The following is a 23,850-nucleotide window of genomic DNA, read 5'->3' on the forward strand; positions in this document are numbered from 1 at the left end:
ATTTTAATATATTTGATGCTTATCAAAAAATCATATGAAAAAGATAGTATCGATTCTAACTGTACTTGTTATTTCTGGGCTCACCTATCTAGGTGCGCAGCAGATTACACTAGACAAAATTTACTCCGGAGAATACCGGGGGAAAGGAATCGCAGGCGTTGCCTCTTTAAAAAGCGGGGAACAATATGCGGTCATTGAAGCGGGGGGGATATCCAAATACGGATACAAATCCGCTAAAAAAGAGGGGCAAATAGCCCAGGGGCGATTCCAAAGCTACAGTTTTTCTAAAGACGAAAGCAAAATTCTTTTGCTCACCCAAAGCCAAAGCGTTTACCGTCATTCTTATCTTGGTAAATTTGAAATTAAGGACATGGCATCCGGTAAGACATTCCCTTTAAACAAGGGGAACTTTGTACAAGAGCCTACTTTTTCTCCTGACGCAAGCAAAGTGGCTTTTATCGCGGACAACAACCTTTATTACCAAGATCTTAAATCCATGGAAATCGTACAAATTACGACCGATGGAAAGAAAAACAGCATCCTTAACGGTCTTGCGGATTGGGTGTACGAAGAAGAATTTGGCCATGCACGACAATACGAATGGACCCAGAACTCTTCCGCCCTTGTTTTCGTAAAATCGGACGAAACGGAGGTTCCAGAAATGAACATGCAAATTTACGGTAAGAGTCTATACCCTACCGATTTTCGCTTCAAATACCCGAAAGCAGGGGAAAACAACTCAGTGGTTTCTGCCCATGTCTACAATTTAAAATCGAAAACATTAGCTCCCATTGATCTATCTTCTTTTAAGAACTATTATATTTCTAATGTAATTCAAACGGCGGGAAATGACCAAGTCATTTTAATCACCTCGCAAAGAACCCAAAATTCAGCAGACGTAATTTCCGTCGATACCAAAACTGCCAAGGCGAAAAAGCTTTTTACAGAATCCGACGAGAAGTGGATTGAAATGGACAACATCACTCTCGAATTTTTAGATGATAACTCCTTTATATGGGGTAGCGAGCGCGATGGCAATCAACACTTGTATTGGTACAATGCGGACGGAAGTTTAAAAAAACAAATTACAAAAGGAGATTGGCAAGTAAAAAACTACTATGGGTTCAATCCAAAGTCACGCGAGGTTTATATTCAAACAAACGAGACAGGAAGTATTTACAGCGTAATTTCAAAAGTGAATATTGATTCTGGGAAAAGCAAACTCCTTTCTGCGAAGACAGGTTCAAACAGTGCAAAATTCAGTAAGAATTTCAATTATTTCATCGAAACTTCTTCAAGTGCGACGACGCCTCACACCTTCACCTTAAAAAACAGTGAAGGGAAAACCGTTCGTGAACTTGAAAACAATTCTGAGATGCTTGCCAAATTAAAAGCGGACAATTGGGTGGCAAAAGAATACTTCACCATCCCGAATGAAGTGGGAGATCAGATGAATGCATGGATCATCAAACCAAAAGATTTCGATCCTCAAAAAAAGTATCCTTTGTTCATGTTCCAATATTCAGGTCCAGGTTCTCAACAAGTAACCGATTCTTGGGATGGAGGAAATGGAATCTGGTTCAACCATTTAGCGCAGCAAGGCTACATCGTAGCTTGCGTGGACGGTAGAGGAACGGGAGGAAAAGGAACAGACTTCAAAAAAGTAACCTACATGGAGCTTGGTAAGTACGAAATCGAAGATCAGATTGCCGCGGCAAAATGGCTTGGAAATCAGTCTTACATTGACAAAGATCGCATCGGAATCTTTGGATGGAGCTTTGGAGGCTACATGGCTAGCCTTGCGCTAACCAAAGGGGCGGATACCTTTAAATTAGGAATCGCTGTGGCTCCGGTGACCAACTGGCGTTATTACGACACGGTGTATACGGAGAGATTCATGAGAACCCCTCAGGAAAACCCTTCCGGATACGACCAAAACTCTCCTATTAATTTCGCGAAACTTATGAAAGGTAAATTCCTTTTGGTCCACGGTACGGCAGACGACAATGTACATTACCAAAACTCAATCGAGTTTGCCGAAGCTTTAATTCAAGAGAAAAAGAAATTTCAATTCATGACTTACCCGGATAAAAACCATGGCATTTCAGGAGGCAACACTCGTCCTCAACTTTATCAAATGATGACTGATTTCATTACCGAAAACCTATAGTTGCATAAATACATTTAGACTTTAATAGAAACCTTACATGGAAACAAAAAAAAATAAACACCCCAAGGGCCTACCCTACTTATTTCTCACGGAAATGTGGGAGCGATTTGGATACTACTTGATTTTAGGGATATTTGTCCTCTACATGATCGACCCTAAAGATACCGGAGGACTTGCTTTTCTTGACAAAACTGCCGACGATATCTTTGGAACTTTTATTGCCCTAACCTATTTAACCCCTTTCCTGGGTGGATTTTTAGCGGACCGGGTGCTCGGATATGTAAAAGCTATTTACATTGGAGGAATTCTAATGGCAGCCGGATATATTGGCGTGGGCCTTTTCCAGGGTCTTCCCCTATTTTACGCGTCTTTAGGACTTGTTATTCTTGGAAATGGATTCTTTAAGCCTTCCATCTCTACGCTTTTAGGAAATCTCTATTCCGATGAGCCCTACAAAGAGAACAAAGACGCTGGATACAATATTTTTTATATGGGAATTAACATAGGAGCTTTAATTTGCAACTTTGTGGCCGCATATATGAGAAATAAATACGGATGGGGACCTGCGTTTATTACGGCAGGGGTCGGAATGCTCGTGGGACTTACCGTCTTCACGATCGGAATGAAGCACATTCGAGAAGCAAATATTTTAAAACCTGCCCAAGAAGGAGACACCAAACTTTCTACCGTTTTACTTAAAGTCTTCGTACCGGCAATTTTAGCAGGACTTGTGGGCTGGATTATTCCAGGCAATATCTTCGGAAGCGATAGTACAGATGCCTTCATTTTCGCCTGTATTCCTGTGGTCATCTTCTACATCAGTTTGTATGTAAAAGCCAATGCAGAAGACAAAAGACCCATCGGAGCTTTGCTTGCAATCTTTGCCGTCAGTCTCATGTTCTGGGCGGTATTCAAACAGAACGGTACAGCCTTGACACGATGGGCAAATTATTACACTGAGCGTGCGGCACCAGAAACGGTGGAAAAACCTTTGGAAGCGCTATATTTGGTGGAAACCAAAACCTTTGCCACGCAAGAGTCCACGGTCTACGACGATCAGTATCGTGCGCAATTGGATGAGAATGGCAACGCCATTAAAGAACCCGGAAAAGACATCTATTTCCGCAACATATCACCTGAATTTAAATCTGAACTCGAACAGAATCAAGATCAGAACGTCTATCTACTCAATACAGAACTTTTCCAATCGGTCAATCCATTTTGGGTCATCATTCTTACACCTCTGGTGGTTGGTTTCTTTATGTTCCTTCGACGAAGGGGGAAAGAGCCTTCAACTCCATCCAAGATTGTTCTAGGTCTCTTTATCTCCGCTCTATCCTGCCTAGTCATGGTGGGTGCCGTATATGTCGGAGGGAATGGACTGGAGAAGGTCTCTGCTTGGTGGCTTATAGCCGCCTATGGTGTGATCACGGTGGGAGAACTCTGTCTCTCGCCCATGGGACTCTCCCTTGTCTCCAAGCTCTCGCCTCCTCGAATCACGGCCCTTATGATGGGAGGGTTTTTCCTCTCCACTTCGATCGGGAACAAACTCTCTGGAGTACTCGCTAGTTTGTGGTACAATTACGAGGACAAAGCAAATTTCTTTTGGGTGAATTTCGGCCTTCTTCTTTTGGCCACACTCCTAGGACTATCGATCCTCAAAGGATTAAACAAAGTCATGAAGGAACGAGGTGTGAACTAAGTTCACATTAAACATACATGTTGAAAATCGCAGCTTTTGGCTGCGATTTTCTGTTTTTAATGTTGCTGGGTTTCTAAAAAAAAGTATATTTGCTAAGCTTAACATAAATTAACAATTAACTACATGGATACAGTACAGGCCAAAAAAGGTCACCCCAAGGGGCTCTATACCTTATTTTTCACAGAAATGTGGGAACGCTTCTCTTACTATGGAATGAGAGCGTTATTAACGATCTTCTTAACTGCTGAATTAGCCACTGGTGGATTTGGACTAGACCGAGCAGAATCACTTAAAATTTACGGTATATTCACCGCCTTGGTTTACCTTACTCCGATTCTCGGAGGTTGGTTCGCTGATAAAATTTTAGGACAAAGAAAGTCCATTGTAATTGGTGGGCTGGTGATGGCCATCGGGCAATTTTTACTTGCCGCAGGTGCCGCCTCTGGCTTTGTAAGCGATTTAGAATCCCGTCAACATTTATTTTATTTGGGTCTTGGTGTTCTCATTTTAGGGAACGGATTCTTCAAACCCAACATTTCCACTGTGGTAGGAGATCTATATGATAACTCTGATCCAAGAAAAGACGGTGCTTTCACCATATTCTATATGGGTATTAACATTGGAGCTTTCCTTTCTCCTTTCGTGGCAGGGACCCTGGGCGAAAAAGTAGGCTGGCCTTATGGATATTTAGCGGCTGGTTTAGGAATGCTAGTGGGTGTTCTTTGGTTTTACGCAAGAAGAAACACGCTTGGAGACAAAGGGCTTCCTCCTGGATACAAAGAAAAAGGACTTGTCAATTTAGTACCTAAGGACTGGAGAGACATTGTCATCTACACGATCGCAAATGTTGCGTTTGTCTTCCTTGTGATGTTCATTTGGAACCAAACGAACGACCTAATGCACACGATTATCATTTGGGTATTTGGAATTCTTGGTGCCGGATTCATTGGGCTCTCTATCTTCAAGGGAACCAGCGGAACTACCGAATGGACAAGAGTATTTGTTATTTTAATTCTTGCCTTCTTTAACATTGTTTTCTGGGCTGGTTTCGAACAGGCCGGAGGTACTTTCAACCTATTTGCACAAGACAACACGAACCGTGTGGTGGGTGGATTTGAGATTCCAACCACTTGGTTTCAAAATATTAATCCAATTGTAATTGTGGCGTTTGCACCTCTTTTCTCCCTGCTATGGGTGAAACTAGACAAGTTTAAACTAAACCCAAGAACTCCTGTTAAATTTGCAATTGCTATGTTTATTGGTGCGATTGCGTTTTTCATCATGACCCAAGCGAGCAACCAAGCAGAAAACGGAAACCTTGTAAGCCCAATGTGGCTTGTGGTGGTCTACGCTCTGCTTACCTTAGGAGAACTTTGCCTCTCTCCTATTGGACTATCCATGGTCACAAAACTTTCCCCGGGAAAAATCGTTTCCATTATGATGGGAGTATGGATGGCGAGTTTTGCATTAGGTAACTATTTTGCAGCAACACTAGAGCAAATTCTGGTTCAGTACCAATTTGATCTATATCCGTTTATCACCTACCTAATGATTGCTTCGGGAGTTTTACTTCTACTGCTTTCTCCTATTTTGAATAAATTCATGAAAGGAATTCACTAAAAATAAATAGAAAATAAATAACTTAAAACCACTGAACATTCAGTGGTTTTTTCTAATTTCGCCTTCTTATTCTTTAAAATGGTACAATCAATAGAGCAAATACAAGATTTCAAAGGCAAATATCCAAAACAAATTTGGGGACTCTTCTTTTCCGAAATGTGGGAGAGGTTTTGTTTTTACGGCATGCGAGGCATGCTTACTTACTTCATGATTACGGAACTTCTCATGAAAGAAGACATTGCTCAACTGCAGTATGGAGCTACGCAGGCCTTTGTTTATGCCTTTACCTTTGTGGGAGGTCTCTTTGCAGACAAAATCCTAGGCTTTCGTAAATCCCTCTTCTGGGGAGGTCTTATGATGATCGCCGGAAGTGCCATCTTAGCGAGCAATCCACACGATAATTTCTTTCTAGGTATTGCCTTTACCATTATCGGTACGGGGTTTTTCAAGCCGAATATCTCCACGATGGTAGGTAAACTTTACCGTCCAAATGACTCTCGAACCGATGCAGGTTTTTCACTCTTTTATGCGGGAATCAACCTCGGGGCCTTACTAGGAGGTTATTTATGCATTGCGATTGGAAAAGGAGAACTCTTTAGTCAATGGATCCCCGAGGCTCTACGTTGGAACGTCGCATTTGGGCTGGCCGCCATTGTGATGGTCATCAGTCTTGTGAATTTTCATTTTGTTCAGCGTAATCTTGGAACCATTGGTCTTCAACCCGGTCATCCGGATTCAGAACTAAAGGAACGTAAGATTAAAAAATGGCATGAGTACGCAGTGTACTTCGGTACCCTTGTGTTAATACCTATAATTATGACCATGGTGTCCAAAACGCAGTACACGGATCTATTCATGTATATCATTGGTCCTGTTACACTGCTTTATTTATTTTACGAAATGAGCAAAGTAACGCCAGCCGAACGTAAAAAACTTTGGGCGGCCCTTATCTTTATTGTATTCTCCATTATCTTCTGGGGAATCTACGAACAAAGTGGAGGCTCGCTGAGTATTTTTGCGGCAAAAAACCTTAACAACGATTTATTAGGACTTGATCCCAACGGCGTCAACAACTCGGGAGGAGCCTTCTACATCATTCTGCTTGCACCGCTGGCTGGTCTTCTTTGGATTTGGCTCAGCAAACGAAAACTCGAACCCAATACGATTGTGAAGTTTGGACTGGGATTCCTCTTCTTAGGATTAGGTTTCTACGCACTTTACGCAACGAAATTCTTTGCCAACCTACAAGGCATCACCTCTCTTAACATCTTCGCCATTGCCCTACTTATCATTACTTTTGGTGAACTTTGCCTTTCTCCGATTGGGCTTTCCATTATGACTAAACTGTCCACCAAAAATTTGCAAGGGATGATGATGGGACTGTGGTTCTTAGCCTCTGCTTATGGTCAGTATGTGGCCGGAATCATTGGGTCAAAAATGTCTCAAGCAAAAGAGGGAGCCTCCAACTATGAAGCATTGATTACGTACACTGAAGGATACAAACAGCTTGGAATATATGCGATCATTGCGGGTGTGGTTCTTATTTTAATTTCTCCTTTAATTAAAAAATTAATGCAAGAAGTCCGCTAAGGACCTTTAACTTTCAGAGCTAAACTCTATCCAAACAACTATGGTACGAATCTTTGCTTTTGTTTTATTTTTCTTCTTCGCAAAAAGCTATGCTCAAGTGGACTGGGTTCCTATTACAAAAGCATTTGAGCTTCAACAAAAAGTGCCCAAAAAGATTCTGATTCTATTCTATGAGTCCGATTGCAATTCTTGCCAAATGCTTGAAAAGCAAACCTTTGGTTCGCTTGAGATTCAAAGCTATATCCGTGAGTATTATTATGCTGTAAAATTTGACATCCACAGCACGCAAAGCTTTAGTGTCTTCGGGAAAGACTTTTCTGGTGCGGATTCACGCGAGAAGAACCCTACTAAGTACCATTCTTTTGCTAGGTTTATGAACATCACCTCCTTGCCTAGTATCGCTTTTCTCGACGAACAGAGTATGCCCATCACGACTATTCAAGGTTCATGGAATGCAAAAGAATTAGAACCTTATTTGATCTTTTTTGGTCGAGGAGATTATTTGAAAATCACCTCCAGCGAAGAGTGGGAAAACTACCGAAAGAAGATCAAATCTAAAATTAAGAACTAGTCCTTCCCTAGTTTTCGTTTTCTAACTTTCTCTAAGTGCCAAAGGCTTTTGGTACTTGAAGTAAAATTTCCGAAATTCGAACCTTAATCTATGCCCTTGACTCTAGATACTTCCATTGAATACCTTAAAGGCATTGGCCCCGAACGAGCAAAACTATTGCACTCTGTTTTGGGGCTTCGAAGCGTGGAAGATTTTCTTCAGTATTATCCTCTTCGGTACATCGACAAAAGCAAAATTTACCTCATCTCGGAACTCACGGATAATCTTCCTGAAATACAACTGAAAGGAAAAGTTTCGGAATTAAGTGAAGTGGGTGTGGGTAGGGCCAAGAGACTTCGGGCCAAATTTCAAGATTCTACAGGCACGATGGAACTCATCTGGTTTCAATACTCCAAATGGTTGAAAGAACAAATACCCATCGGAAAGGAACTCTATATTTTTGGGAAAGTATCCAAATTCAATCAAAGCTATTCCATGGCTCATCCTGAAATCGAAATTCAAGAGAGCCAATCCAGGCCTTCCTATTTAATTCCAATTTATCCAAGTTCGGATAAGCTTACCAAACGAGGGATCACTCAAAAGTTCTTTCGAGGCATCCTTAAATCCATTTGCCAAGAACTCCCCACCCTTGTGGAGGAAAACCTTCCTACAAAGGTGCTTTCTCATTACGAATTGCTATCGCGCGAAAAAGCCTTTCGGCACATTCACTTCCCTACGGATCTAGAATGGCAGCTGAAGGCCGACAATCGATTGAAATTTGAAGAAGCCTTCTTTTTTCAACTGTCCTATGGACTGAAAAAGAAACATCATGATACCACTGCAGTAGGCCATGCCTTCACAAAGGTGGGCACTCATTTCCATAACTTTTACAAAAACCATTTGCCCTTTGAGCTCACCTCCGCGCAAAAAAAGGTTCTGAAAGAAATACGTTCTGATTTAAAAAGACCCATACAAATGAACCGTCTCTTGCAAGGAGATGTAGGTTCCGGAAAAACCATCGTCGCACTTCTCTCCATGCTTCTGGCCATGGACAATGGATTTCAAAGCTGTCTTGTCGCTCCTACAGAAATCCTTGCTCAACAACATTTTATAGGAATTTCTGAGCTCCTTAAAAACACAGAAATTAAAGTGCACCTCCTTACAGGAAGTACAAAGAAAGCACAGCGAGAAGTGATTCACCAAGATTTAAGGGAACAAACCGTAAGCATCCTAATTGGAACGCATGCCGTCTTTGAACAAACCGTGCAATTCAAAAATCTAGGCCTTTGCATTATTGATGAGCAGCATCGTTTTGGCGTTGCGCAGCGCGCCACGCTCTGGACAAAGAATAAAATCGCGCCGCATATCTTAGTAATGACGGCAACCCCAATTCCACGAACACTTGCCATGAGCTTTTACTCAGACTTAGATGTGTCGGTCATCGATGAACTCCCAGCAGGTCGAAAGCCCATTATTACAGTGCATCGCAAAGAAAAAGACCGACAAAGTGTATTCCAGTTCTGTCGAGATGAAATCCGAAAAGGAAGACAAATCTATTTTGTTTATCCCCTGATCGAAGAAAGCGAAACCTTAGCCTATAAAAACCTACAAGAAGGCTACCAGATTGTCACGGACTATTTTAAAGAGTATAAAGTGAGCATGCTTCATGGAAAACTCCTACCCAAAGAAAAGGAAAAGGCTATGGAGGTGTTCGCAAGCGGTGAAAGTCAAATCATGGTAGCTACCACCGTGATTGAAGTAGGAGTCAATGTACCCAATGCTTCGGTCATGGTCATTGAGAGCACGGAGCGCTTTGGACTTTCGCAACTACACCAGTTGCGAGGTCGTGTAGGACGAGGCGCCGATCAAAGTTTTTGTATTTTAATGAGCTCTGAGAAACTTAGCAGCGAAAGCCGCAAACGAATTTCCACCCTTTGTCAAACGAACGATGGGTTCAAAATATCGGAGGTCGATTTAGAAATTAGAGGTCCTGGGGATATGTTAGGCACGCAACAAAGTGGCGTAGTTGATTTTAAAAGACTAGACCTTTTGAAAGACTATCCCATTATCAAACAAACCAAGGAACTTGTCTCAGCCTTACTAAAAAAAGACCCTCAGCTACAGAGCCTTTCGAATCAATCGATGAAAGCCTTTTACTTGAAGAACTATCGAGACAAAACCAAATGGAGCAAAATCTCGTAAAAAGAAAATGCACTTGAGCCGAGAGTCCAAGTGCAAATTTCAATTTAAGTATAAGATTTAAAGTGAAGGCGTATTACGATCTAATTTTTATTTCCACCCCCTCTTGCGACAAGTGCAATGATCAGAATTAAGACAAGGGCTCCAATGACCCATACTAGAGGATTAGACATCCAATCTCCGCTTGCCAATTCATCCCCAGGTTTGTCAATATCGACATCTACTTTCAAATCTGAAGCTTCCTGAGCAAAACTGTACACACTCATCAAAACCGTGAAGGCAAACATTTGCAGCTTGCTAACTAAATTTAATTTTTTCATAATTCATTTATTGTTTAAGGTTGTATTAAAGATTTAATTTGTATTTCTACATTCGGAAACCAGCCTGTAGACAAGGACCAGTACTGCTAGCAAAAACACAAAATGAATTTCCTTGTCCACATCAAAAACCATGTAAGCTAAAAACCAAATCAAAAATAAAATACCCGCTATCCAAAAAGGAATATTTTTCTGATTTTCATCGTTATTTCCCCAGCCAAAATCCCCTAATTTCATGTTTTTGTACTTTTATTGGGTACTAAAAATTCCAAAAAAAAATTCTTCGAGATTTCCAGCGTTCAAAAGACTACTGCTTGCCCTGCCAGAGGTTAAGAGAATCTAAAATGATCCCATTGAACTAAACAAAAGTGATTAAAAAGAAGGGGATTTCCCTTACAGAATTTTGAGAATAACTTTCAATATTTGGGAAATTCGACACTTCCGCTAAGAAAATTACAAGAGAACTAAGCAGAAGAATGTTTTATTTTCAGACCTGCTCAGGAAGTAGTATTGTGAAAATTGAACCTTCTCCGGGCTCTCCCTGCGCATAAATATAGCCGTTGTGGTTCTCAATAACTTTCTTGCATATCGCAAGTCCTATCCCAGTTCCACGGTAGTCTTCACGCGAATGAAGGCGATTAAACAAGGTGAATATCTTCTCAGAATATTGATTTTCAAAGCCAATCCCATTGTCTTTAAAAACGAGTTTAAAATAATTGGTTTTGACTTCATTGCGAATCACAGGCTCTAGAGCGGAAGAGGTTTTTGTGCAGGTAATTTCAATAAGTGGTTTGCGATTTTCACTACTATACTTAAGGGAATTTCCAATTAGGTTCACAAACATTTGTTGGATTTGGAACGGAATTACATCTAAGGTTGGCAAATGCTCTGTGGTAATCACAGCTTTTTTTTCTTCCACCAGATGGGCAAGCTCTTCCTGGGCATTTTGCAGCAAAACATTCAGATCTGTAAATTCAAAACTCGCTTCTGAACGAGTGGATCTTGAAAAATGAAGCAAATCATCGATCAAACTTCGCATGCGATTGGCTGCCACAAGGGTACGATCCATGTACTGCTTGCCGTTCTCCGTTAAGTTCTCGTAATTGGTATCGCGAAGTCTAGAGAGGAAGGTTTCAATTTTACGTAGGGGTTCTTGCAAATCATGACTCGCCGCGTAATTGAATGCTTGGAGCTCACTGTTGTTCGCCTCCAAAACAACATTGTTTTGCTCGAGATCAAGTTTGATTAAAAATTCCTCGGTAATGTCTTGTGTAATCACAAGTAGATAATCTCCCGTGAAAGGATTTGAAATCCGTTTGCCTGTTGTAGAAAGATACCGCATTTGAGGATGGTCTTTGGGCATAATACGACTCACAAAAGGTTCAAATTCGTCGCCTTCGTATATCTTTTGAATGACTTGAGAAATAAGCTCTCGGTCCTCCGTATAAACGTAAGGAAGAAGATGCTTGATTTGCTGCGAAAATGTATCGGGTTCCACGCCGAAGAGACGTACTAAATTTTGTGAAAACACGAATTCCTTTTCATCGTAAAAGAACTGCCAAGTTCCAAAATAACCAATTTTCTCCGCTTCTAAGTAAGTCTCGTTTGCGACACTTAAATTTTTATTTCGCTCGGTGAGAACATAATTAATTCCTTCGAGTTTTAATTGATCTTCAATTTCGCGCGTCACATCGGTGGTCATTACAAGGAGGATCAGTTGGTTATTTCCGGTTCTTACAATACGACCTAAAGATTGAAACTGCCTTTGCTGTCCGTCAGGGTTCACTACGCGGTAACGAAACGAATCCACCTCTTTTCCTGATTTCAGACCCTCTATTTTTTCCTCGACAAAAGATTGATCCTCGGGGTGTAACTGACCAATGAATAGATCAAGTCCTGGTCTAGAAGACTCAGGCAGTCCGAGCAATTTAAAAAAATTGGTTGAAAATTTTAGCGCTCCTGAAAACAGATCAAGGGTCCAAATTCCGTTATTCCCTACGGTTTCCGCAAGCTCTAAAGTATCGATAGACAACTGAAGTTCCTGGTTGATCAGCTTTTGATTTTTAAAATCTTTATTGATTCGAAAGAAAGCAAAAGCAAGTAGACCCAGGGAGAAAAGAGAAATAATGTAAAGGTAAATCGGAGTGGATTTTTGACTAAAAAGAAGCTCTTCACGAAGTTCGCCCAGATGCTTATGCTCCAGCACCTGCATTTTTTCAATCTGCTCCACGATCTGGGACCTCATGTAGTTTCCCTCTTCTAAAACATCAGACAACTTTGTAGACGCGTCATTCTGCTCATTATGGTTTAGGGTCTCTTTTAATCGATTTAGATTTAAGAAAATCAAGCTTCTTAAATCCACCAGGTTTGTAAACTGGTGCTCATTCTCATAGGTGAGAACTGCAATTCGCTGCGTATACTTTCGAATACGGTCTTCATTTAGAGAAAAACTACGCTTGTATTGCTCCTGCCCAGTCAAGATGTAATTCCGCCGATCGACCTCCATCGAATTGACGCTTGACAAAAGTTCTTCTAATTTCAAGGAGATATCAAACGAGCGATTTACCTGAGAATTGGTTTGCCCGATTTGATCCATATGCTTATACGTTAGCCCCATCAAAAAGAATATTAGGGCCGTCGCAACGACAAAAATTAGTCTAAGTAAGTATAAAGAACGATCAAGGCGAATAGGCATTTTTAGAATCTAAGTAAAAAATTATCTTTGTTCATTCCTGACGTGTGAAATTGCCAATTCATAGTCACTACGTCGAGTAGAACTTTTTTTAGAACTTGAAAATCATTTGGTTTTTTTATGTAAATATTGGCTCCTTTTATGAATGTTTCCTCTATATGATCCTCTGAAGAAGAGGTAGAATAAATGGCCACTGCCATATCCGAAAATCGATTGGAGGCCTTGATTTCTCCTAAGCATTCCAGCCCGTTTTTTTTCGGCATATTTAAATCCAGAAACAAAATCTCTGGCAAAATCGCATTTTCGTCATTTAAATAGTCCATCAGTTCTGCACCGTCGTTAAAGGTTTTTACTTTGGTGGTGATTTTCAATTCTTCAAACGCATCTGTGAAAAGCAAACGATCATCTTCATCATCGTCCGCTAGAAAAATATAAGTGTACTCTTTTGTCATAATCTATTTTTGAATGGCGGCTTCCCTACGCTTGTTAATGATCTTTTGAAATTGGGAGGGGGTCATCCCAGTGGTATTTTTGAACTGTGTACTTAAATGGGCTACACTGGAATAATTGAGTCGATGGGCTATATCCGTTAAGGACAACTGTTCCAAAATGAGTAGCTGTTTCGCATATTCAATTTTTTGAAGGATAATGAAATTTTCGATGGACGTATAGGTCACTTGCGAAAAAATATTCGAGATATACCCGTAGCTATGTCCTAATTTGTCTGCTAAATAGACTGACACTTTCACGTGAACTACTTCTTCTGAGAAGATCATTTCCACGATTGCATCTTTTATTTTTTGTACCAAAAGTGTTTTTTGGTTTTCAATCACTTCGATACCGTACGTGCTTAGCACTTGTTTTAATTCTTCCTGCTTTTGAGGTGAGATTTTGTCTAAGAGTTCAATTTCACCGAAATTCAACATTTTGTACCTAATATCGAGCGAACTTAGCTTCTCTTCTAGAACCATTTTGCAAATGGTGTTAAAGTCGAACTTCACATTCATTTTCATTCCTATTTCTCTATTTTGATTAAGTAAATATACAAATACTTCTTTATAGAGGTGAATTTTTATTCATAATCCCTATTATCCCCTATTTCCTATCAGAATTTTCACAATTCCATTGCACAAAACTCAAAAGTGGTGCAATTCTCAAAAAGTATATTCCATCAAATAGTCGTCCATCACAAATCCGCTGCCAATGTCATAAACACCCTCTTCGTAAACCTGAAAGCCATTGCGCTGGTAATACTCTTTTGCGACATTATTCTTATTTACGTTTAAGACAATTCGAGAATCGTTATGCTTCTTTGTTCTATCTTTTAGAAACTCAAGTGACCTAGATCCATAACCTTTGCCCTGCATCGAGGGCAAAAGATAAATACGGTGGAGTTTGGTAGTCAATGGCTCATAATGGTGTTCAAACCCAAGAAATCCTACAGGAACTTTATCCTTGCGCAACACTAAATAATAACAATAGTTCTTTGCTACAAGCTGAGACGTAAGTACAGATTCGCTGTACATGGTTTCAAGCATATAGTGTATTTGCTCCTCACTTAGAATTGACTTGTACGCAGTTTGCCAAGATTCATGAGCTAACTCTTGAATTAAGGCAATATCGTTTAGATTAGCTTTCCTAAATTCCATGTCTTTTCCAATGGGAAAAAATTAGCTCGCTAATCCCTCCATTTGTTTTTTGATATCCGCTTGAAGCGAACTTGATGCTTCTACGAGTGGCAATCTCACAAAATTCTTAACCAGTCCTTTTTCTGCAAGGACGGTTTTTATCCCACAAGGATTGCCCTCAGCAAATATGAGACGTGTGATTTCTACAAGGCTATTGTGGATTTTATATGCCTCCTTTACCTTACCTTCCATTGCTAAACTTACAAGGGTTGAAAATTCTTTTGGATAGCCTTGTGCAATGACGGATATAACGCCATTTCCTCCGGCTAGTGTAACGGGAAGTGTATATTCATCATCTCCGGATACGAGTTCAAATCCTTCTGGTTTTTGCCTTATGATATCAAAATATTGAGAAATATTTGGAGAGGCTTCTTTAATCATGATTAAATTCTTGAACTCACGCGCTAAACGAAGGGTGGTATCCGCTTCTAAGTTTTGTCCTGTACGACTCGGTACGTTGTAAATAATGATGTTCTTGCCTGTCGAGGCAAGTGCTTTGTAGTGTTGATACAGCCCTTCTTGGTTTGGTTTGTTGTAATACGGAGAGACGGATAACACGGCTTCAAAACTAGACAAATCAGTGGATTCAATCTCCTCTCTAACAGCAAGAGTGTTATTCCCTCCAATTCCTAAGACCAGTGGTAGACGCCCTGCATTGACCTCAACAATATGATCTACAACCCTTCTTTTTTCCTCGGAACTCAAGGTGGCAGCCTCTGCTGTGGTTCCAAGTACCACCAAATAATTTGTTCCGTTTTCTATATTGTACTCAATGAGTCGGCTGAGAGAATCTAGATCGACCGACAAATCTTCGTTAAAAGGAGTGACAAGGGCCACTCCTACCCCTTTTAATCTATGCATTTTTTTCTTCGTTTAGAATTCAAATTTAGGAATAAATAAGCAAAGAATCGGGAATTTATTCTTAAGAATCTTTCGCTTTCCCTATCTTTGTCTAAAGCTTAAAGTTTATGAAAAACAAAATTTGGCTCTTTTATTTGCTCCCTTTCTTTCTAAGCAGTTGTACAAGTTCACTTGCCCTGGAAGAAATAAAGACACAGCCAAACTTAGAAATATCTTCCTCTTTACCGAGCGACTCGGCCATGGTTCGATTCATTTCACCCTACAAATCCGCTCTCGAACAAGAAATGAATGCCAAAATTGGACATACAGAGGTAGAATTAACCAAGACTGGAGAAAATAGCTCTCTAGGAAATGTCTTTGCTGATTACACCTTTGAAGGAGCAAAACAATGGGGGAAATCCCACGGTATTGCTGTGAATGCGGCTGTTATCAATATCGGCGGATTAAGAACATCCATCGGGAAAGGCGACGTGCTTTTAAAACATGTTTTTGAAGTAATGCCCTTTGAAAACGAACTGGTTGTGGTTAAAATGGACGCAAATGCGATGAAGGAACTTTTCGAGTACTATGCGAGCACTCAAACAAACAATCCGGTTTCCCATCTGTATATTGAAACTTCCAATTCCAAACTTGTAAAATCACTCGTGGATGGAAAGCCCCTTGATCCTAGTCAAACGTATTATATCGCCACTTCCGATTATTTAGCGTTTGGAGGAGACAATATGAATTTTTTTAAGAAAGGAGAAACCCTGCTAACAGGGATTAAACTTCGTGATCTATACATTGATCTGATTAAGCAAAATCCTGAAATCAAAGTACCCACAGATCTGCGATTACAATTTAACCCTAAGAAATCTACGGACTAATGCAAAGAAAAGAATTTCTAAAACTATCCGGAAAGGCGGCACTTGCTTTAAGTGTTGCCCCTCATTTATTGCAAGCAAAAAGCCCAGCAGACCTTTTTCAGCCTTCAGAAAAACGACTCACGATCCTGCATACCAATGATCAGCATTCGAGAATAGAACCTTTTGATCAAACCGGAGGTAGAAACGCAGGCAAAGGTGGGTTCGCACGCCGCGCTGCCCTTATTCAAAAAATCCGCGCCGAGCAGGCGCAAGTTTTAGTTTTGGATTCAGGAGATATTTTTCAAGGGACACCTTATTTCAACCTTTTTGGAGGTGAGCTCGAATTCAAATTAATGTCAATGATGGGGTATGATGCTTCCACCATGGGCAATCATGACTTTGACAACGGCCTCGATGGATTTCTAAAAGTCCTTCCCAATGCAAAATTCCCTTTCTTATGTAGTAATTATGATTTTTCAGATACAATATTGGAAGGAAGAACCACCCCGTATCAAGTATTCCATAAAGGAGGCATCCGCGTAGGAGTGTTCGGACTGGGAATTGAACTCGAGGGACTTGTAGGGAAAAAACAATATGCAGAAACCAAATATTTGGATCCCATAGAAATGGCTCACCATTACAGTGCAGTACTTCGAAAAGAGAAAAAATGCGATTTGGTAATTTGTCTCTCGCACCTTGGTTTTGATTATGGAGAAAAACCGAAAGTTTCCGATGTGGTACTCGCCCAGAAAACGAGCGGCATTGATTTAATTTTGGGAGGGCATACACACACGTTTTTAGAGCGTCCCAAAGAGTATCAAAACCTCGAGAATCAAAAAGTACTTGTGAACCAAGTTGGGTTTGCTGGACTTTTGCTAGGAAGACTCGATTTTATATTTGACGCCAAAAACAAAATAAAATCCATTGCCTCTAATGTGATTCCTATTGACCACACAAGTGATTCCTTCGTAGGGTAAAAGACAATAAACAATTGAAATAAGCCCCCATTTGCTCCCCTGAATCCTAACCATGCACATTGAAAAAGGGTATCTACTTTCCTACTTGAAATATTCTGATAAAGATGCAATATTGCACCTATTCAGTTTATCAGAGGGATATCAAAGTTATTATTTGCGAGGAGCCTACGCTCCTAAAAGCAAAAAAAAGGCCTATCTCACTCCACTAAACGAACTGCAAGTCACAGTCTTTCCGTCGAAATCAAACTCGGCACTGAAGCAATTGTCGAACATTGAAGGCCTCAAGTCCAGCGATTGGAGTGAAAACATAAAAGCTTCTTCTGTCGTATTCTTTGTCTCTGATTTCCTAAATCAAATCCTCCGCGAAGAATCTCAAAATCTTTCGCTGTATCGTGAAATTGAAAAATTCAATTGGGAATTAAGCCACGGCAACTTTCAAAGTCATCTCATTTTTCTAGCACGAATTCTTAAAATTCAAGGATTTTACCCGCTCGTAAATGATTTTCCTTACCTGGATCCAGAATCAGGCGCATTCGTGCAAAGGCAAACCCACCATTTATTTCACAAAGACCTTTCTGATTTATACCGCCAAATTCTCTTAAGCGAGTCGCCTTACGAAGTGAAAATTCCAACCTCCACTCGAAAGGAGTTTTTAGAAACGCTAATGGTCTACTATCAGTACCATCACGCTAACTTTAAAGTTCCTCGGTCGCTCGAGATTGTAAAAGAGTTATTTTAAGATTAATCTCTGAAAAATTACAGGGTGACCCTTAAAAATATACAGGCTCGTACATGACCCCTGCCTTAATTGAGATCGGCAATTTATTTTCTTCCGGCACAATGGGACAACTGTAATCGTATGCATTGTATGCGCAGTAGGGGTGATAGGATTTATTGAAATCAATTAAGATTTGATTTTTTCCGTCTTTTGGAATTCTTAAATCAATGTATTTGCCACCCCCGTAGGTGGTATCCCCGTTGGTTCCATCCCTAAAAGGCAAAAACAAATAGTCTTTGTATTCTTCTCTTTTCATAAGATCCATGCTTTGATAGAGAGTTAATTCTAATTCTCGTGCCTCAATTTCAAATTGGGCCACGGCATAAGGACGGTATACTTTTATTTTTCCGGAAGAGGTCGGAATTTCAAATGGCTTTGCGTCCTTCACTTTGGAAATCTTTGCAAGCACACGATACTTTAAATCCACAGGAAAGAAGGGATGAGCGGTAAACTTATCAAAATTTTCACCTCGCAGAGGCGTGGTGGCAGAATCTAAATATTCTTCATTTAAATCCGATTGAAAAGCGAGTACATCCTTCTCGATTTCCTTGCTATAAGCAGTTTGGCTAGTAGTACAAGAAATGAAAAGTGCAAAAAGCAAAAACAAAATTGGTTTCATAAGTCAATTAATTCTACCCGATATACATCGGACTTATTGCGTTTAATATTAGGAATTTCAAAGCCTCCGCTTTGGGGTATAAGTTCTAGAAAATCGAATTTATTGCATTCTTTGCTTAGTCCTGAAAAAACCAAAGTGAACTCATAATGAACAAAAGGTGGAATTTCGGTCCACACGGGATAAAAACTAATGTTTTCAGCATGAATAAGTTCGCTCCGATTTCCGGTGTCATGCTCTACTAGGTAACTCGACTTCCAAATGCGGATCAAACTACCAAAAAAAGCCGTATTTGCATAGCGCACATGCAGAATCACTTGCTTTTCTTGCTGGATGCTGCGGGAAAGGGACTCAAGTAAGTCCCTTTCTAAAAACGGCTTTTCTATACTAGGTTTCAAAACAGTAAATTCTGTTTAATACTCAAGTTCAAGTTTCTCCTTTGAGAAATCCCGAACCTGCTTAAGTAGTGCTGGATTTTCCGATAAGGACTGTCCAAAGGAAGGAATCATTTCTTCTAACTTATCTTTCCAAGGCCCTTTTACTTTCTCAGGGAAACATTTCTCTAGCACTTTCAGCATCGCGTGCACGGAAGTGGACGCACCAGGAGAGGCACCGAGTAGAGAGGCAATTGAACCACTTTCATTAACCACGACTTCCGTTCCAAATTCCAGTTTCCCTCCTTCCCTATCGTCCTTTTTAATAATCTGAACTCTCTGTCCTGCAATTTTAATCTCCCAATCTTCGTCTTTAGCCTCTGTAATAAAGAGTCTTAAATGACTCATCTTTTGCGCTTTTGTCATGGCTACTTGCTGAATCAAATACTTGGTTAATGGAAGGTTATGCCACCACGCGCCGAAAAGCGATCGAATGTTCTTGAAATTGATACTTTCCGGAAGATCCAAATAACTGCCTTCTTTCAAAAACTTTGTGGAGAACCCCGCAAAAGGTCCAAATAACAGCGCTTCCTTGCCATCTATAATCCGCAAGTCTAAGTGAGGAACAGACATCGGAGGCGCATCGACAGAAGCCAATGTATACACTTTTGCTTTGTGTTGCTGAATGAGCTCCTCGTTATGCGTAACGAGCCATTCCCCAGAAACGGGGAAACCTCCATAGCCTTCACTTTCTTTAACATCCGAGCTATCTAATAAAGGCAAAGCATATCCACCAGCACCGATGAACACAAAGTCAGCCGTAAGCTCATGTTTTTTATTCTTTAAGCGATCTTTCACTTCCACTTTCCACTGGTTGTTTTTTAAAGGATCAATGTCTTTTACCTCATGGTATAAAAAGACTTCTACCTTGGAATCCTGAATCAAAAATTGTCCCATTTTACGAGTTAGGGATCCAAAATTAACATCCGTCCCTAAGTCCATTTTGGTCGCAGAAAGCTTCTCGTTCTCTGGACGATTGGCCATAATTAGCGGCATCCACTTTTTTAAAGTCTCAAACTGCGAAGAAAATTCCATTTCTTCAAACAGCGGAGAGTTTACCATCGCCTTGTGTCGCTTCTCCAAGAAAACGGAGTCCTCTTTCCCAAATACTAAACTCATATGAGGACAAGACTTAATAAACTGTTTCGGATCTGAGATGTAATTTTTTGAAATTAAATAAGACCAAAATTGTTTAGAGATTTCGAATTGCTCTGCAATGGAAATAGCTTTGGATATATTCACATTTCCCTGAGAGTCCATGGGAGTGTAGTTGAGTTCACAAAATGCAGAGTGTCCTGTTCCCGCATTGTTCCAGGCGGCAGAACTTTCTTTTGCAAAGCGTCCTAGACGCTCAAAAATGGCAATATTAAGTTCAGGTTCTAGTTCATGCACAAGTGCCGCAAGGGTCGTACTCATGATACCGCCACCAATCAACACCACGTCGTATTTTGATTTAGGGGTCTTTGAAATTGACTTCATTTTGGTTTTTTTTCAGTTTTATCCTCTACGAAATTTTAAAAAGGATTAGCTCCTCCCCAATTCGTAGGAATCTCTTTTTCATTTCTTCTGAAATTGAGCAATTATCATGCAACTTTACGTAAGAATTGCAGTTAATTTTTTTATTTGATTCTCAGCACTTTTCTCTTCGTAGAGAATGTTGTAAATAGTATCTATAATCGGGGTGTTCATTCCTTTTTGCTTTGAAGTTGCAAAAATAGAATTGGCCGCGTAGTATCCCTCCGCTACCATCTGCATAGACTGAATGGCTGATTTTACGGTATACCCTTTGCCTATTAGATTTCCAAGATTTCGGTTTCTTGAAAAAAGAGAATAAGCTGTAACCAAAAGGTCGCCCAAATAAGCACTTTCGTTCACATCTCGAGGGGCTTGATATACAGACTCTAAGAACACTTCCATTTCGCGGATGGCATTGGAAACAAACACAGCCGTAAAATTATCCCCATAGCCTAGTCCGCTAGCAATCCCAGCACCAATGGCATAGACATTCTTTAATATGGCACTGTATTCATTGCCTAAAATATCTGTGGAATGGTTTACTTTAATAAAACGAGAGGTAAATAGTTGATCGAGAATGTTTGCTGTGGACTGATCCACCGTTGCAATGGTGAGGTAGGATAGTCTCTCCATTCCTACTTCCTCAGCGTGGCACGGTCCCGCAATCACGGCTTGATTTCGAAATCCAATCTCAAATTTATCACGAAGATAATGAGCCACGATGTCGTTATGCTCCGGAACAATTCCTTTGATGGCAGACACGAAAATTTTGTCTTCATAGCCACATGTAAGGTTTTCAAGTGCAGGCGCTAAATAAATCGATGGGGTTGCCAGTATGATGACCTCACAATTGGATACAAGCTCGTTCAAATCGGTTGTCACTTTCAAGTGCTTCGTATTGAAACTAACCGAAGTTAGATAAGAAGGATTATGTCCCCGTTGTTCTATAGCTCCCTTCACATATTCATTGCGAACACACCAATGAATCTCGGTGCAATTCTCCGATAACATTTTCACGATTGCTGTGGCAAAACTCCCACTGCCTAAAACACCCACGGAGGTAACTTGCCCTGTTTTTTTGGTAGATGTGGAGGTTTTTTTGTCTTTTGAATCTTTTGCTTTTGCTTTTGCCATGTCCAAAAAATGTCTTTTTTTCAATTGGTTATGGTAGCAAAGGTATTAAATTAATTATGCTGCCGCAATCTGCGCACTCTTGCTACTTCCAGCTTTGACTCTTCCCCTCAAGTCACGGGGACCAAGAGAATTCGAACTTTGAATTTTTTCCCATTGGGATTATCTTCCTCTGATCTAAGACTTCTTGATCTCTTTTTCGTAGGTAGTGAAAAACAGTCTCTCAAATTGATCTAAGAGCTTTTGGTGCAGTTCATTTTTCGGGTCGTTCACTCGAATTAAGGATTTATCTTTTCCATGGATCTCTGTACTCGATAGAGAAACTACGTACCCCTCTTTTAGAAAATCATATCGCACTCTGGTCGAAATCTCTCCTTTGTCGTAGGGTGCCATTAAATTCACATCGAGGTGATCATCCCCCGCTGAATTCGTCGTCATTTTGAATTTTTCAGAAGCGAGCACATTTAATAAAAACAGGTCGGTTTTCGCTTTAACAAGATCTCGGTCATTGGATGCATCGTAAGCGTATACGTGTCGAATAGGCTTTTCTTGAGCGGAGATCTTTGTACTTGTTCCAAGGCCAACGATCAGCATTATGGCAACAAGAAAAGTGGGTTGAATTTTCATAATTTAAAAATATCCTCATCTCTTGAAATTATTATGCCAAATCCTATGGTATCCCTTTCCCTAATAATAGATCCTCACAAATGTCTAAATTCTAGAGAGTATATTTTATATCGGATAAATTTGTCTTATTTAAAAATATTTTCTAAATTTGTATCCAATTCCAGACCGATATGCTTTCAAAAACCTGCGAATATGCTCTTAGAGCCCTTATATATCTAGCCAAACACTCCAATGAAAATGAGAAGATCAACATTAAAGAAATCTCTCAAAATATAGACTCCCCTGAGCTGTTTATTGCAAAAATTCTCCAACAACTATGTCGAGAGAATTTTGTGCAGTCCACCAAAGGACGCTCTGGTGGTTACTATTTAGCTAATCATCAGCTTGAAACCAATTTAGCACAAATTATTAAAGCTATAGACGGCGAAAAACTTTTTACAGGATGTGGACTCGGGCTATATGAATGCAGCGAAAGCTCTCCCTGTCCTATCCACCACAAATACAAAGGAGCTAGAGAAAAAATTTTCCTTCTCTACCAATCCACTTACTTAAAGGAATTTAAAGAGAATGAAAACTACTATGTCCTGAAGGTTTCCAGCGAAAAAAATTTGATCTAAAACAGGATATAAAAGTCCTGATATTAACTTAAGTATAATTTTTAATTTTATTATTATGTCAACAGAAAAAGTACTAGACGTCACCCAATTGGCTCCAAGAGAAAAACACCCTACCGTTTTTCAATATTTCGATGCCTTAACTAGCGGGGACACCCTTGTGATCGAAAACGACCACGATCCTAAACCACTTTATTATGAACTTCTTGCCGAACGTGGAGATATTTTCACTTGGGAATACCTAGAAAAAGGTCCTGAATGGTACAAAGTAAAAATGGCGCTTAAATCGAGCGACGATCAACCCAGCGACAAGGAAGCAGATTTAAAGAAAGCCCAGCTACTAAAGGACAAAGCGGTGCAATTTAAATGTGCAGAATAAATTCATGGCTCCATTTTACCAATAAAAATTCTTAATTTTAACGTAAAATAATATCCATATGATTGAGGGACCTATTAAAAGAGACTCGAACCTTGTACCTATTTCTAGAGAGCATCACGCCACACTTCTTTTTTGCTGGAAACTAAGATCCGGCGCAAAAAAAGGAATCGAAGTCGAAAGACTCAAGAGGTATGTTTTGTGGTTTTATCAAAACCACATAGTACCCCATTTTGATACCGAAGAGAGGCTTCTGTTTACCGACAGCACGGATTCTTTAGTAAATCGTGCTTTGCATGAGCATAAAGAAATCAAATGGCTTGTGGAGGCAATCGAGAAATCGGATGAGGATCCAAGTGAAAAAATTCAAGAACTGGCCGGTCTTGTGCACTCACATACCCGGTACGAAGAGAGAGAACTTTTCCCTTCGCTTGAAAAATCTCTCCATCGCAAGGATTTAATTCGAATTGGTAAAATCCTTGATCAGGAGGAGCATAATGCCGAAGAGAATTACGACGATCCCTTTTGGGAGATCGACAAAAAATAAA

The 23,850-nt window shown here is 40.2% G+C and carries 24 protein-coding genes; 12 read left to right on the top strand and 12 right to left on the bottom strand.

The genetic code is table 11. The features are described 5' to 3' along the window. Positions 1-34: 34 nt before the first annotated feature. The 6 genes from ACX3PZ_RS00250 to recG all read left to right on the top strand — a co-directional run bounded on the left by ACX3PZ_RS00250 (position 35) and on the right by recG (position 9,834). Positions 35-2,170 (top strand): S9 family peptidase, encoded by a 2,136-nt coding sequence (locus ACX3PZ_RS00250; protein ID WP_459084558.1) that lies wholly within the window; start codon positions 35-37, stop codon positions 2,168-2,170. Between the two features lie 37 nt (positions 2,171-2,207). Continuing rightward, complete coding sequence (locus ACX3PZ_RS00255) at positions 2,208-3,872, top strand: peptide MFS transporter (RefSeq protein WP_459084557.1); 1,665 nt, start codon at positions 2,208-2,210, stop codon at positions 3,870-3,872. Positions 3,873-3,995: 123 nt separating this feature from the next. Beyond that, on the top strand, positions 3,996-5,492 hold the full coding sequence (locus ACX3PZ_RS00260; protein ID WP_459084556.1) for a peptide MFS transporter: 1,497 nt from the start codon (positions 3,996-3,998) through the stop codon (positions 5,490-5,492). Positions 5,493-5,570: 78 nt separating this feature from the next. Next, the gene (locus ACX3PZ_RS00265) at positions 5,571-7,082 is read left to right on the top strand and encodes a peptide MFS transporter (protein ID WP_459084555.1); all 1,512 of its coding nucleotides are present in this window, start codon (positions 5,571-5,573) and stop codon (positions 7,080-7,082) included. A gap of 40 nt (positions 7,083-7,122) precedes the next feature. Then, positions 7,123-7,653: a thioredoxin family protein gene (locus ACX3PZ_RS00270; RefSeq protein ID WP_459084554.1), complete on the top strand. Its 531-nt coding sequence runs from the start codon at positions 7,123-7,125 to the stop codon at positions 7,651-7,653. Between the two features lie 96 nt (positions 7,654-7,749). Beyond that, a complete protein-coding gene (gene recG, locus ACX3PZ_RS00275; protein WP_459084613.1) occupies positions 7,750-9,834 on the top strand; it encodes an ATP-dependent DNA helicase RecG in 2,085 nt (694 codons plus the stop codon). 80 nt (positions 9,835-9,914) lie between these two features. Here the strand turns inward: recG and ACX3PZ_RS00280 are convergent, their stop codons facing one another. The 7 genes from ACX3PZ_RS00280 to dapA form a co-directional block, all read right to left on the bottom strand. After that, positions 9,915-10,151 carry a hypothetical protein gene (locus ACX3PZ_RS00280; RefSeq protein ID WP_459084553.1) on the bottom strand — a complete coding sequence of 79 codons (237 nt, stop codon included), beginning with the start codon at positions 10,149-10,151 and terminating at the stop codon, positions 9,915-9,917. A gap of 33 nt (positions 10,152-10,184) precedes the next feature. Beyond that, positions 10,185-10,385 carry a DUF5670 family protein gene (locus ACX3PZ_RS00285; protein WP_459084552.1) on the bottom strand — a complete coding sequence of 67 codons (201 nt, stop codon included), beginning with the start codon at positions 10,383-10,385 and terminating at the stop codon, positions 10,185-10,187. A 250-nt stretch (positions 10,386-10,635) separates the two neighbouring features. Continuing rightward, positions 10,636-12,843, bottom strand: coding sequence for an ATP-binding protein (locus tag ACX3PZ_RS00290; protein WP_459084551.1), 2,208 nt, complete (start codon positions 12,841-12,843; stop codon positions 10,636-10,638). A gap of 2 nt (positions 12,844-12,845) precedes the next feature. Continuing rightward, positions 12,846-13,292: a response regulator gene (locus ACX3PZ_RS00295; RefSeq protein WP_459084550.1), complete on the bottom strand. Its 447-nt coding sequence runs from the start codon at positions 13,290-13,292 to the stop codon at positions 12,846-12,848. 3 nt (positions 13,293-13,295) lie between these two features. Further along, positions 13,296-13,853: a helix-turn-helix domain-containing protein gene (locus ACX3PZ_RS00300; protein ID WP_459084548.1), complete on the bottom strand. Its 558-nt coding sequence runs from the start codon at positions 13,851-13,853 to the stop codon at positions 13,296-13,298. Between the two features lie 141 nt (positions 13,854-13,994). Next, positions 13,995-14,489, bottom strand: a complete 495-nt coding sequence (locus ACX3PZ_RS00305) for a GNAT family N-acetyltransferase (protein WP_459084547.1) — start codon at positions 14,487-14,489, stop codon at positions 13,995-13,997. Positions 14,490-14,510: 21 nt separating this feature from the next. Next, positions 14,511-15,389, bottom strand: coding sequence for a 4-hydroxy-tetrahydrodipicolinate synthase (gene dapA / locus ACX3PZ_RS00310; RefSeq protein ID WP_459111742.1), 879 nt, complete (start codon positions 15,387-15,389; stop codon positions 14,511-14,513). 107 nt (positions 15,390-15,496) lie between these two features. Between dapA and ACX3PZ_RS00315 the strand changes: the two genes are divergently transcribed. The 3 genes from ACX3PZ_RS00315 to recO are packed head-to-tail and all read left to right on the top strand — an operon-like array spanning position 15,497 to position 17,950. Next, positions 15,497-16,255: a 5'-nucleotidase C-terminal domain-containing protein gene (locus ACX3PZ_RS00315; RefSeq protein ID WP_459084545.1), complete on the top strand. Its 759-nt coding sequence runs from the start codon at positions 15,497-15,499 to the stop codon at positions 16,253-16,255. Next, on the top strand, positions 16,255-17,211 hold the full coding sequence (locus ACX3PZ_RS00320) for a bifunctional metallophosphatase/5'-nucleotidase (RefSeq protein WP_459111743.1): 957 nt from the start codon (positions 16,255-16,257) through the stop codon (positions 17,209-17,211). Before ACX3PZ_RS00315 ends, ACX3PZ_RS00320 begins: the two co-directional genes overlap by 1 nt. A 52-nt stretch (positions 17,212-17,263) precedes the next feature. Further along, positions 17,264-17,950 (top strand): DNA repair protein RecO, encoded by a 687-nt coding sequence (gene recO, locus ACX3PZ_RS00325; protein WP_459111744.1) that lies wholly within the window; start codon positions 17,264-17,266, stop codon positions 17,948-17,950. Positions 17,951-17,981: 31 nt separating this feature from the next. Here recO and ACX3PZ_RS00330 read toward each other — a convergent pair whose 3' ends face one another. From ACX3PZ_RS00330 to ACX3PZ_RS00350, 5 genes are all read right to left on the bottom strand, one after another. Further along, a complete protein-coding gene (locus tag ACX3PZ_RS00330) occupies positions 17,982-18,608 on the bottom strand; it encodes a DUF1684 domain-containing protein (RefSeq protein ID WP_459111745.1) in 627 nt (208 codons plus the stop codon). After that, positions 18,605-19,003, bottom strand: coding sequence for a hypothetical protein (locus tag ACX3PZ_RS00335; RefSeq protein ID WP_459111746.1), 399 nt, complete (start codon positions 19,001-19,003; stop codon positions 18,605-18,607). The genes ACX3PZ_RS00330 and ACX3PZ_RS00335 overlap by 4 nt, the downstream gene beginning before the upstream one ends. Positions 19,004-19,018: 15 nt before the next feature. Further along, positions 19,019-20,518 (bottom strand): malate dehydrogenase (quinone), encoded by a 1,500-nt coding sequence (mqo, locus tag ACX3PZ_RS00340; protein WP_459111747.1) that lies wholly within the window; start codon positions 20,516-20,518, stop codon positions 19,019-19,021. Between the two features lie 114 nt (positions 20,519-20,632). Continuing rightward, the gene (locus ACX3PZ_RS00345; RefSeq protein ID WP_459111748.1) at positions 20,633-21,688 is read right to left on the bottom strand and encodes an NAD(P)H-dependent glycerol-3-phosphate dehydrogenase; all 1,056 of its coding nucleotides are present in this window, start codon (positions 21,686-21,688) and stop codon (positions 20,633-20,635) included. 174 nt (positions 21,689-21,862) lie between these two features. Beyond that, positions 21,863-22,312, bottom strand: a complete 450-nt coding sequence (locus tag ACX3PZ_RS00350) for a hypothetical protein (protein ID WP_459111749.1) — start codon at positions 22,310-22,312, stop codon at positions 21,863-21,865. Between the two features lie 170 nt (positions 22,313-22,482). Between ACX3PZ_RS00350 and ACX3PZ_RS00355 the strand changes: the two genes are divergently transcribed. The 3 genes from ACX3PZ_RS00355 to ACX3PZ_RS00365 are packed head-to-tail and all read left to right on the top strand — an operon-like array spanning position 22,483 to position 23,849. Next, positions 22,483-22,929: an RrF2 family transcriptional regulator gene (locus ACX3PZ_RS00355; RefSeq protein WP_459111750.1), complete on the top strand. Its 447-nt coding sequence runs from the start codon at positions 22,483-22,485 to the stop codon at positions 22,927-22,929. Positions 22,930-22,984: 55 nt separating this feature from the next. Then, positions 22,985-23,305, top strand: coding sequence for a DUF2249 domain-containing protein (locus ACX3PZ_RS00360; protein ID WP_459111751.1), 321 nt, complete (start codon positions 22,985-22,987; stop codon positions 23,303-23,305). 58 nt (positions 23,306-23,363) lie between these two features. Beyond that, on the top strand, positions 23,364-23,849 hold the full coding sequence (locus ACX3PZ_RS00365; RefSeq protein WP_459111752.1) for a hemerythrin domain-containing protein: 486 nt from the start codon (positions 23,364-23,366) through the stop codon (positions 23,847-23,849). The last annotated feature ends 1 nt before the right edge of the window (position 23,850 follow it).

The organism is Chryseobacterium sp. A321 (assembly GCF_054489265.1).

What these genes read in the sequence shown, in the direction of transcription:
- ACX3PZ_RS00250 (WP_459084558.1), top strand. Translation starts at nt 35, where the DNA reads ATGAAAAAGATAGTATCGATTCTAACTGTACTTGTTATTTCTGGGCTC.
- ACX3PZ_RS00255 (WP_459084557.1), top strand. Translation starts at nt 2,208, where the DNA reads ATGGAAACAAAAAAAAATAAACACCCCAAGGGCCTACCCTACTTATTT.
- ACX3PZ_RS00260 (WP_459084556.1), top strand. Translation starts at nt 3,996, where the DNA reads ATGGATACAGTACAGGCCAAAAAAGGTCACCCCAAGGGGCTCTATACC.
- ACX3PZ_RS00265 (WP_459084555.1), top strand. Translation starts at nt 5,571, where the DNA reads ATGGTACAATCAATAGAGCAAATACAAGATTTCAAAGGCAAATATCCA.
- ACX3PZ_RS00270 (WP_459084554.1), top strand. Translation starts at nt 7,123, where the DNA reads ATGGTACGAATCTTTGCTTTTGTTTTATTTTTCTTCTTCGCAAAAAGC.
- ACX3PZ_RS00280 (WP_459084553.1), bottom strand. Translation starts at nt 10,151, where the DNA reads ATGAAAAAATTAAATTTAGTTAGCAAGCTGCAAATGTTTGCCTTCACG.
- ACX3PZ_RS00285 (WP_459084552.1), bottom strand. Translation starts at nt 10,385, where the DNA reads ATGAAATTAGGGGATTTTGGCTGGGGAAATAACGATGAAAATCAGAAA.
- ACX3PZ_RS00290 (WP_459084551.1), bottom strand. Translation starts at nt 12,843, where the DNA reads ATGCCTATTCGCCTTGATCGTTCTTTATACTTACTTAGACTAATTTTT.
- ACX3PZ_RS00295 (WP_459084550.1), bottom strand. Translation starts at nt 13,292, where the DNA reads ATGACAAAAGAGTACACTTATATTTTTCTAGCGGACGATGATGAAGAT.
- ACX3PZ_RS00300 (WP_459084548.1), bottom strand. Translation starts at nt 13,853, where the DNA reads ATGAAAATGAATGTGAAGTTCGACTTTAACACCATTTGCAAAATGGTT.
- ACX3PZ_RS00305 (WP_459084547.1), bottom strand. Translation starts at nt 14,489, where the DNA reads ATGGAATTTAGGAAAGCTAATCTAAACGATATTGCCTTAATTCAAGAG.
- dapA (WP_459111742.1), bottom strand. Translation starts at nt 15,389, where the DNA reads ATGCATAGATTAAAAGGGGTAGGAGTGGCCCTTGTCACTCCTTTTAAC.
- ACX3PZ_RS00315 (WP_459084545.1), top strand. Translation starts at nt 15,497, where the DNA reads ATGAAAAACAAAATTTGGCTCTTTTATTTGCTCCCTTTCTTTCTAAGC.
- ACX3PZ_RS00320 (WP_459111743.1), top strand. Translation starts at nt 16,255, where the DNA reads ATGCAAAGAAAAGAATTTCTAAAACTATCCGGAAAGGCGGCACTTGCT.
- recO (WP_459111744.1), top strand. Translation starts at nt 17,264, where the DNA reads ATGCACATTGAAAAAGGGTATCTACTTTCCTACTTGAAATATTCTGAT.
- ACX3PZ_RS00330 (WP_459111745.1), bottom strand. Translation starts at nt 18,608, where the DNA reads ATGAAACCAATTTTGTTTTTGCTTTTTGCACTTTTCATTTCTTGTACT.
- mqo (WP_459111747.1), bottom strand. Translation starts at nt 20,518, where the DNA reads ATGAAGTCAATTTCAAAGACCCCTAAATCAAAATACGACGTGGTGTTG.
- ACX3PZ_RS00345 (WP_459111748.1), bottom strand. Translation starts at nt 21,688, where the DNA reads ATGGCAAAAGCAAAAGCAAAAGATTCAAAAGACAAAAAAACCTCCACA.
- ACX3PZ_RS00350 (WP_459111749.1), bottom strand. Translation starts at nt 22,312, where the DNA reads ATGAAAATTCAACCCACTTTTCTTGTTGCCATAATGCTGATCGTTGGC.
- ACX3PZ_RS00355 (WP_459111750.1), top strand. Translation starts at nt 22,483, where the DNA reads ATGCTTTCAAAAACCTGCGAATATGCTCTTAGAGCCCTTATATATCTA.
- ACX3PZ_RS00360 (WP_459111751.1), top strand. Translation starts at nt 22,985, where the DNA reads ATGTCAACAGAAAAAGTACTAGACGTCACCCAATTGGCTCCAAGAGAA.
- ACX3PZ_RS00365 (WP_459111752.1), top strand. Translation starts at nt 23,364, where the DNA reads ATGATTGAGGGACCTATTAAAAGAGACTCGAACCTTGTACCTATTTCT.